Here is a 13776-nt window from a genome sequence, read left to right as displayed (position 1 = left end):
GAGGGATCAGCTTACCTCACAAGCAGCCGCACCATTTTAACAATGTCGTGAGTTACGTCAATCTCGATCGGTTGTGTCCAATCTTATAGGTCCAGGGGCGGATCAGAGAGCCGAGCTGCGGCGGACAGCATGGTCGGCCTTGTCGTTTCCGCCGCTGACTGAGTGTTCCAAGCCAGTTTCCGGCTTTCCCGCTCCTCGGCAATATAACAAGACCTCGCCGACCCCGATGCCCGTATCCGCTTCGTCAGGCTTATGGAAGTACAAAAGGTATCTCTGAACCAGGGCAGTCCAGGTGGCAATGTCCAGGTGTGTGGTCGATAGGCCATAGTGATTCATGCATGGTCGTCCATTTGGACGGAAAAACCCGGGAAATCCTCTGCTTGTCAGCCCCGATGCATTGAAAACAGGCACGCATGCCGGCACCGGACCGAGGGGCCGCCGGCCGCCGTTCCAGCCCCCAATCACAGATTGGGGGCGTTCGGTTGCGCAGAAAGCTGGCGCTTTCAAATACGCTTACCTCACCCCTTGGCCGACTGTAAATTTTCCTTCTTTCTACTTGTGTGAGTCAGGCGTCGTCGAACAGGTTGCTCTGCGGCGGGGCCCGTTCAGGCGGGAGCTGTGCCTGGGAATCGGCGGATTCCCTCTTGCTCAAATGTGCCAGTATCTGCCGGATCACCGCCGGGTCTTCGATGCAGGCGACAATCCTTACCGGCCCCTGACACTTCTCGCAGGTTTCGATGTCGATCTGGAAGACCCGTTTCAGGCGCTGGGCCCATGTCATGGCGGCGTGGCGTTCGGCAGGCGTTCTGTCATCCGGATGGAGTCGGTCCTTGTTCTTGTTGCTTCCCCTGCCCCGCCCCGACGGCGTGATGGCGGCCCGGTGTTTACTGTTGGGGGCGAAGACCCCATGGAAGCGGGTCAAGTTGACTCTTGGCTTCGGCACCAGGGCGGCCAGTCGTGCAACAAAGTCCAACGGTTCGAAGATCACGTGGGTGGTACCGTTTCTGAACGGCGTCTTCAGCTCGTAGCGTACCTTGCCGGTCGACGTGAGTGACAGGCGTTTCTCCGCGATCGCCGGGCGGGCGATGTAGCGGCACAGCCCTTCCAGCTTGTCACGCTGATCGGCCCGGGCGGCCACCCCGGCGTGCAGGCTGAAGCCGTTGAGTTTGGCGACCCGGGCGTGTTCGGGCTGCTCTTCCGGCTTTGGGGGAATGGTCTGCAGACAGAACACCTGGCGGCCCTTCTGCGGGGCCCGAACGAAGCATGGATTTTCCGCAAGCTGCGTTATCTATGACGAGCTGGCACAGGCACCGAACCGGAAATTGTTCGACGTGCTTACTACCAGCATGGGTCCCGAGCACAGCCTCTGACCTTAGTTATCAGCGCTATGAGCAGTGACAACCACTCCATCATGTCGGAACTGTACGACTACGGCAGGAAGATTCAGGAAGGAACAATCCAGGACCAAACCTTCTGCCCGATTATCTACCAGGCACCGATGGACGCTGACATCTGGGATGAGGCAGTCTGGCATGCTTGCAATCCAGCTCTCGGAGACTTCCGAAGTCTGGAAGAGATGCGCATGATGGCAGCCCGGGCCAAGCGGATACCGGCAGCGGAGGCAACCTTCAGGAACCTGTATCTCAACCAGCCGGTTGATGCCGAACACCGGTTTATTAGTTCCGCTGAGTGGATGGGCTGTAAACATTCGGTCGACATTGAGCGCCTACGCGGCAGGAAATGCTGGGGCGGACTGGACCTGTCCAGCACAACTGATCTCACAGCATTAATTCTGATATTTCCAGATGACGCTGGTTCCTATGATGTACTTTGCTGGTTCTGGGTACCAGGTGACAACCTGGCGGACCGGATGGACAGGGATCGGGTACCGTACCCTGTATGGCGCGATATGGGGCTGATCGAGGCACCCCCAGGCAAGGCAATCGACAAATCATTTATTGTGTCCAGGTTGGCTCAGATCGCCTCAGAATTTGATCTGCAGGGAGTCGCCTATGACCGGTGGCGAATTGAAGACCTGAAAAAGCAGCTCACCGATGAGGGTATCGAAATTGAGTTGATTCCCTGGGGGCAAGGGTTCCGCGACATGGGGCCGGCCGTGGATAGCCTGGAAGCGGCGATCCTAAATAATGAGTTGCGCCATGATCACCCGGTCCTCGATTGGAATGCTAGCAATGCGGTTACCGTATCTGACCCAGCCGGGGCTAGGAAGATCGCCAAGGATCGCTCAATCGACCGCGTGGACGGCTTGGTGGCGCTGACTATGGCTATCGGACTCCACAAGCGAGAACCGGAGCCCGAAAAGTGTGTCTATGGGCCGGGAAGAGGATTATTATCAATAGCTTGGTAAAAAATGCTTTAACCTACAATATTTTGTTATTATCGGTTTTCTGATAGCCAATAACAGCAATAGAGTTAACCATCAAGAAACATTGGGAATAACGAACCTCTAGTGCATCAATTTATTTTCAGAATACGATTTTAAACCGCATGCTTGTTTAATAGGAATCCTCAGTTTTATTAGTTTATTGCAGAGTATAGATGCAGGAGCATCGTCTATGGGATATGAAATCGGGTTAGCAATCGTCGCATTTTTTCTAGGAGTACTCAACATTAGAAAAGGTTTTCTAGCTGCTAGAATTTCAAAGTCTGAGAATCCAAATCCAATAGTGACTGATGTATTTTCTGAACTAGTTGTGTCCGATGAATTGAATTTAATACGGTACAAGGAAGTGTTAACGCAAATCCGTATATTAATCGAAAAACAGAAGCCACTAACAAAGAAGCACCTGACTGCAATTATGGAAGTCGCAAAGGATTGTAGACGTCATTTGGTACTCGCTTCCCATTGGAAATTGGATGAAGACCTTTTTTATCTACACAAAGCGTCCGAAGGTATATTAAGGAGGTTTTTTATCCAAAGAATTTATTCCGTAGATCTAACAGTAGAGGATGTAAACTTCCTAGAAAACATTCTTAAATACTGCGATGACCTTAAGTGGCTTCATGCCGGATTTCTGGCATATCAGGAGAAAAGGAATATCTTACCAACGGTGCTAGTTCAGGAGGTTCGGCCCTATCTGTCAAAACGATACGAAAAGGAGGGAAAAATTTCTCCAGAGTCAATGAAAAATAATAAACAAGCAGGATACGCTGCTAAAGAAATATTCATATATATAGTTCCGGGTGCGATTGCACTGATGCTTGTTTTTCTTTTTACGTATCTAGTTGTTACAAATTCAGAGAATCCCGATTATTCGATTCCAGAAGTCTTAACCAATTTGCTGACTATGATAGTTGGATACTTCTTTGGGGCGGCGGCAGCTAGTTAAACTCAGTGTTTAGTTTAATTGCTTTTAATGCTATGCACTTAATCAATTATACGTTAATAATTTTAAGTCCAAGTTAGAGACCCTATCTATGGAATTTAGGTTGTTAGTGACTAGTCCTTTTCAAGCCTAGAGTTCATCTAATTATTCTTACTTTGCGCTGGGTTGTTTCACAGAGTTGGCTAGAACTTGGATGTATTACAACTTTGTCCCGAATTCCCGTCGGGGAATGAAAATCTCACTCGTCTTTACTTAGATTATTATAAATGAATCTCCAGAGTGAGGAGCTCCTAACATCTTCGATATAATCTGAAGTGCCTAATAAGTTTCTAATTTTCAAGACTAAATCTGTCTTGCACTCGAATGTCACACTTCTCTTCCGCCCAATGAACCCACAGGGCAATCAACGATGCTGCCGACGTTCCCCCCAGATTGAGTAGCGCCGCGATTTAGAGTCCAATACCCTACCAAAGGAGATTGGACGTGAAAAAACGATTTTCAGAAGAGCAGATTATTGGCTTCCTCCAGGAAGCTGATGCCGGTATCCCAGTCAAGGAACTGTGCCGACAACATGGCTGATAACGTAAAATATTTTTCGCACATTTTTTTGAAGGGGGTGGCCCCGGTCTGTTAAAACTGTAATCGCCAAACCACAGTACAGACCATAAGGAAGCCACCCATGAAAAACGATAACACAAAACCTTTGAGCAAGGTGATACGTATCGACGAGAGCGAGATCCGCGGCCATCTGGATGAGATGGTTAGGGGAACCGTTGAAGAGACATTGAATGCCATGCTTGACGCTGAGGCTGATGATCTCTGCAATGCCCAGCGTTACGAGCACTCCCCGGACCGCATTGATTCCAGGGCCGGTAGCTACAAACGGAAACTCCACACGAAAGCCGGAGAAGTCGAGATCAAGGTGCCGAAATTGCGGAAGCAGACCTTTGAGACAGCAATAATTGAACGCTATCGACGCCGGGATATATCCATCGAGGAAGCCATTGTGCAGATGTACCTGGCTGGGGTTTCAGTTCGTCGCGTGGAAGATATTACTGAGGCGCTGTGGGGCACCCGGGTTTCGTCAGGCACGGTCTCCAATCTCAACAAGAAGGTCTATAAGCATATTGAACGCTGGCGTAGCCAGCCCCTTGAGGGGGATTTCGCCTACGTATATCTGGACGGGATCGTGCTCAAGCGCAGCTGGGGCGGCGAGGTGAAGAATGTCTCGGTGCTGGCGGCCATTGGTGTAGACAGTGACGGCTTCAGGCGCATTCTGGGCGTCTCTGAGGGGCATAAGGAAGACAAGTCCGGTTGGCTGGGCTTCCTCAAGGAGCTGAAGAAACGCGGATTGAAAGGCGTCAGGCTGTTTATCTCAGATGCCTGTCTGGGCCTGATCGAGTCACTTGCAGAGGTCTATCCGGACGCGGACTGGCAACGCTGTGCTGTTCATTTTTATCGCAATGTATTCTCCCATGTGCCTAGTGGCAGGGTCAGAGAGGTAGCGGCCATGCTGAAGGCCATTCACGCCCAGGAGAGTCGTGAGGCCGCTGAGAATAAGGCCAGGGATGTCGTTGAGAAATTAAAAGCGATGAAGCTCAAAGTGGCAGCAGAGCTGGTAGAGAACTCAATTCATGAAACTCTGACCTACTATGCTTATCCACCGCAGCATTGGCTGAAGCTGAAGACCAACAATCCGATGGAACGGCTGCTCAAGGAAGCTAGGCGCAGGACCAAGGTAGTCGGTGCTTTCCCGGATGGTCACTCTGCATTGATGCTGGTGGCTGCTAGGCTTCGGCATGTTTCTGCCACGTCTTGGGGAACCCGCAAGTACATGAACATGGAGTTGCTGAGGGAGATGGATCAGGAAGCAATACACTCAGCAGCCTAACCAAAAACCGGGACTGCCCCTGAAGAAAAAGTGCGAAACATTTTTGACACTACCACATGGCTTCTCCGAGGCCAGCTACTACCTCTGGCGCAGCAAGTTTGGTGGCATGAACGTGTCCGAGGCCAAACGCCTGAAAGAGCTGGAAAGCGAGAACGCCCGCCTGAAGAAGCTACTGGCGGAGACAATGCTTGAAAGGGATGTCATCAAGGATGCGCTACGAAAAAAGTGGTAGCCGCACCGGCCAGGCGAGAACTGGTGCGGCATATGGTCTGCCAGGGGTTGAGTGAACGCCGGGCGCTAGGGATTGTCCGGATGAGTGCCAGCGCGTTCCGTTATCAACCTGCCCCAGACCGCAACCAAGCATTGAGAGCCCGCATAGTAGTCATAGCGCAGCGCCACCGCCGCTATGGTGCCCCGATGATCTATCTGAAGCTGAGGCAGGAGGGATTGTTGGTAAACCATAAGCGTGTGGATCGTCTGTACGCGGAAGAAGGATTGCAGATTAAGCGACGCAAGCGGAAGAAAGTCCCGATAGGCGATCGCCAGCCTTTATTGAGACCGGAAGGTGCAGATCAGGTCTGGTCAATGGACTTTGTCTTTGATCGCAGTGCCGATGGTCGTGTGCTCAAGTGTTTAGCTGCCGTGGACGACGCCACGCACGAATCAGTGGCTCTGGTAGTTGAGAGGGCCATTGGCGGAGAAATGCTGACGCGGATCCTGGATCGTATTTGTCAGGAGCGCAGCTATCCCCAAGTCATCAGGACAGACAACGGCAAGGAATTTTGCAGCCGGGCCATGTTGAGCTGGTGCCATTTGCACGGAGTGAAGCACTGCCTCATCGAGCCAGGAAAGCCCAACCAGAATGCTTACATTGAATCGTTCAATGGCAGACTGCGGGATGAATGTTTGAACGAGAACTGGTTTCTAAACCTGCATCATGCGCGAGTAGTAATTGAAACATGGCGCAGAGAGTACAACGAAGAAAGACCCAAAAGGGCTTTGGGAGGATTAACGCCAGCAGCCTATGCAAGACAACTGGCTATAAAAGCAGATACAGTTAACCCCGGACTCTAAAGCCAGGTGCTACTGAGGATGGGGGAACGTCGCTGCTACTCCTGAAATGAGACCGCTCTCTGCCTCGATTAACGTTACTGAAAAGGTGACTATTGTGATATTGCTTCGCCCTCTTATCTCATTCAAACCTCGAAAGTAATAAATAATTGATCGCGCAAATTTATCTTACTCGTACAGTATACCCGGCTTATAGAAGCACAAAAGGTATCTCTGAACCAGGGCAGTCCAGGTGGCAATGTCCAGGTGTGTGGTCGATAGGCCATAGTGATTCATGCATGGTCGTCCATTTGGACGGAAAAACCCGGGAAATCCTCTGCTTATCAGCCCCGATGCATTGAAAACAGGCAGGCATCCCGGCACCGGACCGAGGGGCCGCCGGCCGCCGTTCCAGCCCCCAATCACAGATTGGGGTCGTTCGGTTGCGCAGAAAGCTGGCGCTTTCAAATACGCTTACCTCACCCCTTGGCAGACTGTAAATTTTCCTTCTTTCTACTTGTGTGAATCAGGCGTCGTCGAACAGGCTGCTCTGTGGAGGGGCTCGTTCAGGCGGGAGTGGTGCCTGAGAGTCTTCGGACTCCTTCTTTCTCAAGTGTTCCAGAATCTGCCGGATCACCGCCGGGTCCTCGATGCAGGCGATGATCTTCACCGGCCCCCGGCACTGCTCGCAAGTTTCGATGTCGATCTGGAAGACCCGTTTCAGGCGCTGGGCCCATGTCATGGCGGCGTGGCGTTCGGCAGGCGTTCTGTCATCCGGGTGGAGTCGGTCCTTGTTCTTGTTGCTTCCCCTGCCCCGCCCCGACGGCGTGATGGCTACCCGGTGTTTACTGTTGGGGGCGAAGACCCCATGGAAGCGGGTCAGGTTGACTCTTGACTTCGGCACCAGGGCGGCCAGTCGTGCAACAAAGTCCAACGGTTCGAAGATCACGTGGGTGGTACCGTTTCTGAACGGCGTCTTCAGCTCGTAGCGTACCTTGCCGCTAGGGGGTGAGTGACAGGCGTTTCTCCGCGATCGCCGGGCGGGCGATGTAGCGGCACAGCCGGTCTCCGCTGCACTTTGCCCGGCAGGCCCGCTCTGGAACAACTCTGCATTGCCTGCCATGCGCAGCCGCAGGCGAAGCATGGAAGCCGTTGAGTTTGGCGACCCGGGCGTGTTCGGGCTGCTCTTCCGGCTTTGGGGGAATGGTCTGCAGGCAGAACACCTGGCGGCCCTTCTGCGGACCGATGGCGACCCGGTAGGTGACCGAGTGGCTGTGAAGGTCCTGGAGTGGGTCTTCCTCCAGGCCTTCCAGGCTCAGGTAGCTGTTCTGCGCATCCCGCTCCAGGATCCCCCGCCGTTCCAGGAAGCGGGCCACCCGCCGGCTGATGGCATGGAGCAGGTCGTGGAGCTGCTCGACGGTCGGAGGTGGCGTGCGACGGAAGCCGTAGTGGCCGGCATCGTCCTGTGCATACACCCCGTCCAGAAACAGCATGTGGAAGTGAATGTTCAGGTTCAGGGCCGAGCCGAAGCGCTGGATCAGGGTGACTGCGCCGGTGTGAGCTTCACGCCTGGTCAGTCCGGCCTGGTGGGCCAGGTGGGTGGAGATGGCTCGGGTCACGATGCCCAGTACGGTTCCCATCAGTTCCGGGTAGGCGGCGAACAGGAAGCGCAGGGGGAACGGGACGGTAAGCACCCACTGGCGGATCGGTCTGACGGGAAAGACTTCGTCCACCAGCAGGGCGGCACACTCCACCATTCGGCGGGCGCCGCAGCTGGGGCAGAAGCCCCTGCGCTTGCAGGGGAAGGCCACCAGCTTCTCGTGGTGGCAGCTCTCGCAGCGGACTCTTAGGAAGCCGTGTTCCAGGCGGCCGCACCTGAGGTAGTCGGTAAACTCCTGCTGCACGTAGTCGGGCAGGCGTCGGCCTTCGGCTTCCCGGAGGGCGAGGAAGGCCGGCTGGTGGCGCCGGTAGCGGGGTGCTGACCCGGCGGGAAGGGACCCGCCGGGCGAAGTGGCTGGCAGCGGCAAGTCGACGTCCTTTTCGACAGGGTGTCACTGCCAGTGTAGACTAGCGCCCGGGTTGTTTCTTCGTTGCCCGGCTGACTGGTCTATCGGCTTGGTCAATGGATCGACACGCACCTTGCGCTTGGCCAAGCTGCGTTCGAGGTCCTCCTGCTTGAAAAAAGTACTGACGGTATGCGGGTAGGCCTCATTGTGAGCTTTGCTGATCATGGGAGAGCCTACAAGTAAATACTCAGTATTATCTTAAAGTCCCGATTAAATTTGCTCTGCTGTTCAAACTTACTATGTTTTTTGGCTTATCTTCGTAGTACACCCTATATGGGCCTGCACTAAAATTTGGCGGCAAGGGTATATCGTTGCAACGACTTGATAATCCTACAATAGGAATGTCTGGTTCTGGTTCAACGTAGATTGTTAACCACACATTCATGCCGGTGACCAAATTTCCTGTTCCGCCTGTTACTGCAGCTGAGCAAACTAATCCAGTGTTGCTTAGAGTTGGCACTGTAGTAATAGTTTGCGAACCGGATACATCAGCTAAAACTGGTACCCAACGCAGGCCATCTTTAGAATATGGATCACCAAGTCGAACTCCTCCAACAGATTGAATAAATTCCCAATCTATTGCTTCTGCATTGGGTCGATTAATAGGCTTTGAGGCGCACGCACTCAATGCAAATGCAAAAAGAAGAATGAATGAAGCTTTCCGTAAATATATTGTAGTCATGGGAAAAATCTCTCTTCTTGTTAAATCTTCCTCCTAACGTCCTGGAAAAAGATGTCGCGCGGATGCTGGCGATCCAGCGCAGCGCACAGTTTGCCGCCGTATAGATCCGCCATGGCCAGTGTGCTGGCCGTTGCCGAGGCCTCGAATAGTAACTCTGCCTGCTCGCTCAGCTCCCGCTCCACGGGTGAAAACACGCTGCCTCGGAGTACCAGATTCGGCTCGATCTTGATCGTGACTTCCGCCGTGCGGACGGTTAACTTGGCAACATGCTCCGCTCCCCTTGCCCGGATCTCCTGCACCGTCGCGCCGGGCACGGTTCTTCGGATCGCGGCGGCGATACGCTGCAAGGCTTCACTAATGTTTGCTAATGCTGTCTCGCGTGGTTCCAGCAGTAGATACGTCAGGTTGATATCGACCGACAGTCGCGGCATGTCGCGCACATAGAGGTTGATCGCCGTGCCGCCCTTCAACGCAAAGCACGCCTCGGCTGTCACATGGGGCATGACCCGCAGCATGAGTTGCGCCTGCTTGAAGTAGGGACTGTCTTTCATGCCGAATTCACCGATGCCCCCATCCGGGTCCCGGATCCGGGACGGTGATGTTGTATTTGGAATCCAGCCGTCCGCCTTTGACGATCATGCGCTTGCCTTTGCCGAAGTCTACCTTCGACAGGTCCAGTTTCTTGACCCAGACATGGTTGCAGGCTTCCGCGAGCACCATGAACAGCCGCTTCACCTTCACCGAACGGCATTGTTCCAACAGCGACTGAACCAGGCGCGGCCGCAAGGTGGTCAACCCCTCCATGAGCAGGGCGGCCTCGTCAAAGGATTCCTCCTCCGGAACGAGATACAGCACTTCCATGATGGCGCGCTCGGGTGCCGATATCGTTATGGCATAGCTGGCCAATTCCTTTTTGGTGAGGCCTGTATCCGGATTGTCGGCGAACAGCGTCGTGGTGGTATAGCGAAGCGCCACCCCCCAATCATACTGCCGAAACCACGCAGGCAGGCGGGTACCGGGACTGGCGAACAGCGATACGGTCCCACCCTTCCTCATCGGCAGGAAGTGCCCATACCCTTGCAGCTGCAATGCGGTTTTGGCCCCGGCGTGGACGGGCAGCTTTAATTGTGCCTGGAGGGCATGCAGGCCGCCGGACCACTCGACGCTGTCGCCGGCGCGCACATAGGCACCGTGGCCGATGCGCCGTATCCAGCCGCTTTTCTCATACTCGTGCACCAGTTGCTGGTAGGCTCCCTTGGCCTCCAGCCAGCGCGACACCGCCACAGTCCCCTGAGGCCATGCGGTAAGCAGTCGGTTTAATTTGCTGCGGGGCTCACTAGTCATGCTTGTTAATCTAGCTTAAATACAAACCCGGCTCAAGCATGAAGTTTACTTTGAAGCTGATTTAACAGATTTTTATTGTTAATTAGGAATGGTAATAAACCAAATAACTAATGAATATGCTATGTGGCGCATCGTTGAGCCATTGTTTCGCCTGTCACCGCCTTAAATAAACAGCGCTTATCTGTTCTCGGAAGCGATTAGCTTGCGTGCTGTAACTGCCATCGCGGTTGCGTTTGCACAATTGTTTCAATTGGTAGTTCAGGTCTCTCATCGTGTACTTTCCGAATCTGGTAAGTGTTTATGACCAACCGCAGGCTCGTAGCCTGACTGGTTCCGCCGAGGCGGAAGGGTCAAGGGACACTACTCCCCATTCGACCTGATAAGCCTGGTCGCAGGCAACCTGGCTGCTCTTCTGTTGAAGATGGTGCCGGGTAAACCATGGGCTCAAAGAGCCTTCGTTGATGGTGAATTTTTCACCTCCTTTTTAATGAGCGGAACCATCGGTCCGCGTGTTGCAAGAAACCGTCGATGTGACGGCGTGACGAAAGTCGGCTGATTGCCAGCCGGAATGGATGTGGCGGTTGCCAGATTGAAGCGAGGACGACGTCCTACGGTTGAAGAAGCGTTGAAGATGAGCTGCAGCCGAGGCTGTGCGCCGTTGAAGCTCTGGCGGCGCTGTCGTTGTTTTTGCCATTTCAGATGGCGAGGGCAACTTCCCCCATCCACGTTACCGCCGTGGCCGCGTATGAAGCTCTCTGCGGTACATGGCCGCCAGTATAGCCAGACTGAATTCGCGCCGAACGCATCAATTCCAGCGCAAGCCGTTGTCGTTCCGGGCTCCGCCGCCCTCGTCACTACCCCGCTATCGCTCAGCAGTGACGAGGGCTTCGAGCGCTTTAACGCCCACGCCAGGTCTGTGACCTGTCATGGCCGTCGAGCAGACAGGGTTGTTCGCGCTGTGGTTACAGTGGAACCGCTCCGGCCTTGCGTGCCTGCGTAATCTGTTCGGCGTATTTGGGCGTGAACTCACCCTGCTGCATGCGTTGGACCAGGGCGCGCAGATAGCCCAATGGCGAGCTGCGGATCGCTCCCGCTGCGATGGCGCCCGTCCATTCATCGATCACCATCTGCGCCAGCGGCCTGCTGAGCTCAGCGACCTGGCGCGTCGCGGGTGCCCGCAATTCGTCCGGCAACCAGCGGGAAAACAGCACGCCGGCGTGATCGAATTCACGACGACTACCGCCGTAGGTATCAGTGGGTATTGTAGTTGTTGTCCTGCTTAGGTCTTTATCGGTATTAGGTAATGCTTCCGGCTTCACCGGACACGGCGCGGCCTTATCTGACTGGGCCATATCCGGTGAACCCGGATGTGGTGAATCCGGTATCTCGTGGACATAGTAAATCCCGCCACGCATGCGACCTTGCTCATCGCGAGTACGTTCGTATCGAACATAACCAGTCTCGCGCAGTTCCTTGAGTAGCCTGTAGATACCGTCGCGCCCTAAATCGCCGCGGCGTTGCAGATCTTTGATGAGCACCTTCCAGTCATCCGGCCGGGAAAGCAGGTAGCCAAGCAGGCCACGCGCCGCCCAGGACAGGCGTGAATCTTCCACAGCGTCTTGATTGATCGTTACAAAACGATAGCGCCGTGGCGCACGGATGATGGTATTACTCATGCTTCATCGTTACCGAGGATGATCCTTGCCACCTCCGAGGCCGGGTAATATACACGTCGACCGATCTTGCGACCGCAGGCCTTGAGTGATCGAGTCTGCTGGTCGCAGGGGTAACTCAGACTGTAACGCAGGCCACCCGTGGAGCGTCCCAGCAACTCGGCCAGTTGTGCTGGCGACATCAACAATCCAAAGCGCTCGACCAGTTGATGTTCCAGTGTTACTGCGCGCTTGTTTCCTGATGCTTGCATAAACTGTCTTCTCCTTGTGCATGATTTGAAAACATCAGATTGCACAACACAGCATGCGTTTGCCAGAACATAATGTTTAGCAGTGCGGTAAACATTTATTTTTGATTTTGCAAATTACACAGTGTTAGTTTCACTGCATGTGATGCAACAACGACGACGCGGCACGAAAATGAATCAGATCGAAATGCTCCTGGATGCGATCAACAACCTGTCCCCGCGAATTCCGATTACAGTGGACTTGTGGTCCGTTAAAGAGATCGCCGCTTACCTGAAACGTTCCGAGGCGGTTGTGCGTGAACGCATCACTGCCCTGCCCGGTTTCCCGCAGGCCATCCGGTTGCCGGTCGCTGGCAGTAAAGGCCGAGGGCAACCGTTGTGGAAGGCTAAAGAGGTGATCGCCTGGGCCGAGAAGCACCAGGAAAACCGCATCGCCTAGTCAAGTTTGGCGGCCAGGTCTTTCACCGAGGGCGCGTAATACACATTCTGCAACACCCGCAGATCGCGGTGCCCGCTGATGCGGGCAAGCTCCATCACATCGAACACCTTCGACAGCCTGGTGAGCGCCTCGCGGCGCGTGTCATGAAAATGCAGGTCTTCAATGAGCGCGCGGGCTTTAGCCTTGCGAAACAGGGCATCCAGGCTGGCCGTTGATACACCGAACACAGCGCCCTCCTCCCCATTCAAGGATCGTAGCTGCGCGATGATACGACGCGCCTCGGCCGACAACGGTACATCCCGTGCATAGCCATTCTTTGTCAGCGGCAAATGCACATGCCGATCATTGACATGCTGCCACTCCAGACCGCAGATCTCTCCCGCGCGCATCGCCGTCTCGATGGCGAAGAGATAGGCCGCGCCAACACGTGCCGATGCCGTCTCCGGTGGTGCTTCCGATGAATACCCCAGTGCATGCAGTAGCTTTTCTGTTTCTTCTGTTGTCGGCCGCCGGGTGCGCGCCGCCGTGGGTGGCGGCCGCCTCACATCGCTGACCGGGTTGACGCGCAGCCATCCCCACTCGCGACGCGCCACCGAACAGGCATGCGAGAGGATTGTCATCTCCCGCTCCACTGTTGAACCCGAGACCTGCTTCAGGCGCCGATCTCGCCAGGCGGCGATATCGGTCGGCGCGAGCATGCGCAGCGATACCTCGGCGACGGAATCGCGGAGAATGACGGCGATCATCTTCTGCTCTCGCGCGCCGCCGCGCTTTTGAATGCTGACCTCTCGGCTATAACGTTCAAGCATATCGCGGAACGGCTTGTTCGGGATCTTGCCGGCGGAGTCTTCCCGCAACCTGGTCTCTTCCTGCGCAGCCCAGGCCTGGGCTTCCCGCTTGGTGGTGAATGTCGCCGATGTGCGCGTGCCCTTGATGCACACCTCGGCACGCCAGCCGCCGCTCCGTTTTCTGAATGTAGCCATACGCGATCCCCTTCGATTTACGCCAATGGCGTATATTTGGCGTAAAGGAATCA

At 54.6% G+C, this 13776-nt stretch carries 11 protein-coding genes and 4 pseudogenes; 6 read left to right on the top strand and 9 right to left on the bottom strand.

Annotated elements, in window-relative coordinates; translation table 11 throughout:
* Positions 1 to 565 precede the first annotated feature (565 nt).
* Positions 566 to 1246: pseudogene (locus tag R3F50_16585) on the bottom strand (transposase).
* 141 nt (positions 1247 to 1387) lie between these two features.
* On the opposite strand from R3F50_16585, the gene R3F50_16580 reads away from it, so the two are divergent.
* From R3F50_16580 to R3F50_16560, 5 genes and pseudogenes are all read left to right on the top strand, one after another.
* Positions 1388 to 2368 (top strand): terminase TerL endonuclease subunit, encoded by a 981-nt coding sequence (locus R3F50_16580; protein MEZ5491907.1) that lies wholly within the window; start codon positions 1388 to 1390, stop codon positions 2366 to 2368.
* Between the two features lie 208 nt (positions 2369 to 2576).
* On the top strand, positions 2577 to 3350 hold the full coding sequence (locus tag R3F50_16575) for a hypothetical protein (protein MEZ5491906.1): 774 nt from the start codon (positions 2577 to 2579) through the stop codon (positions 3348 to 3350).
* 480 nt (positions 3351 to 3830) lie between these two features.
* A pseudogene (locus tag R3F50_16570) lies at positions 3831 to 3923 on the top strand (transposase).
* 103 nt (positions 3924 to 4026) lie between these two features.
* The gene (locus R3F50_16565) at positions 4027 to 5238 is read left to right on the top strand and encodes an IS256 family transposase (protein ID MEZ5491905.1); all 1212 of its coding nucleotides are present in this window, start codon (positions 4027 to 4029) and stop codon (positions 5236 to 5238) included.
* A gap of 55 nt (positions 5239 to 5293) precedes the next feature.
* Positions 5294 to 6312: pseudogene (locus R3F50_16560) on the top strand (IS3 family transposase).
* 502 nt (positions 6313 to 6814) lie between these two features.
* On the opposite strand, the pseudogene R3F50_16555 reads toward R3F50_16560, so the two are convergent.
* The 7 genes and pseudogenes from R3F50_16555 to R3F50_16525 all read right to left on the bottom strand — a co-directional run bounded on the left by R3F50_16555 (position 6815) and on the right by R3F50_16525 (position 12304).
* A pseudogene (locus R3F50_16555) lies at positions 6815 to 8243 on the bottom strand (transposase).
* A gap of 96 nt (positions 8244 to 8339) precedes the next feature.
* Positions 8340 to 8519 (bottom strand): hypothetical protein, encoded by a 180-nt coding sequence (locus R3F50_16550; GenBank protein MEZ5491904.1) that lies wholly within the window; start codon positions 8517 to 8519, stop codon positions 8340 to 8342.
* Between the two features lie 28 nt (positions 8520 to 8547).
* Complete coding sequence (locus tag R3F50_16545) at positions 8548 to 9036, bottom strand: hypothetical protein (GenBank protein MEZ5491903.1); 489 nt, start codon at positions 9034 to 9036, stop codon at positions 8548 to 8550.
* A gap of 20 nt (positions 9037 to 9056) precedes the next feature.
* Positions 9057 to 9587 (bottom strand): nucleotidyl transferase AbiEii/AbiGii toxin family protein, encoded by a 531-nt coding sequence (locus tag R3F50_16540; protein ID MEZ5491902.1) that lies wholly within the window; start codon positions 9585 to 9587, stop codon positions 9057 to 9059.
* A 7-nt stretch (positions 9588 to 9594) separates the two neighbouring features.
* On the bottom strand, positions 9595 to 10380 hold the full coding sequence (locus tag R3F50_16535; protein ID MEZ5491901.1) for a type IV toxin-antitoxin system AbiEi family antitoxin domain-containing protein: 786 nt from the start codon (positions 10378 to 10380) through the stop codon (positions 9595 to 9597).
* Between the two features lie 962 nt (positions 10381 to 11342).
* The gene (locus R3F50_16530; GenBank protein ID MEZ5491900.1) at positions 11343 to 12056 is read right to left on the bottom strand and encodes a hypothetical protein; all 714 of its coding nucleotides are present in this window, start codon (positions 12054 to 12056) and stop codon (positions 11343 to 11345) included.
* On the bottom strand, positions 12053 to 12304 hold the full coding sequence (locus tag R3F50_16525) for a hypothetical protein (GenBank protein MEZ5491899.1): 252 nt from the start codon (positions 12302 to 12304) through the stop codon (positions 12053 to 12055). The genes R3F50_16530 and R3F50_16525 overlap by 4 nt, the downstream gene beginning before the upstream one ends.
* 169 nt (positions 12305 to 12473) lie before the next feature.
* Here R3F50_16525 and R3F50_16520 point away from each other — a divergent pair, with 169 nt between their 5' ends.
* A complete protein-coding gene (locus tag R3F50_16520) occupies positions 12474 to 12740 on the top strand; it encodes a hypothetical protein (GenBank protein ID MEZ5491898.1) in 267 nt (88 codons plus the stop codon).
* Here R3F50_16520 and R3F50_16515 read toward each other — a convergent pair.
* A complete protein-coding gene (locus R3F50_16515) occupies positions 12737 to 13723 on the bottom strand; it encodes a site-specific integrase (GenBank protein MEZ5491897.1) in 987 nt (328 codons plus the stop codon). The genes R3F50_16520 and R3F50_16515 overlap by 4 nt on opposite strands.
* Between the last annotated feature and the right edge of the window lie 53 nt (positions 13724 to 13776).

The organism is Gammaproteobacteria bacterium (assembly GCA_041395725.1).
Taxonomy (GTDB): Bacteria; Pseudomonadota; Gammaproteobacteria; order Pseudomonadales; family Pseudohongiellaceae; genus NORP240.
This window is presented reverse-complemented; position numbering and strand designations above follow the sequence as displayed.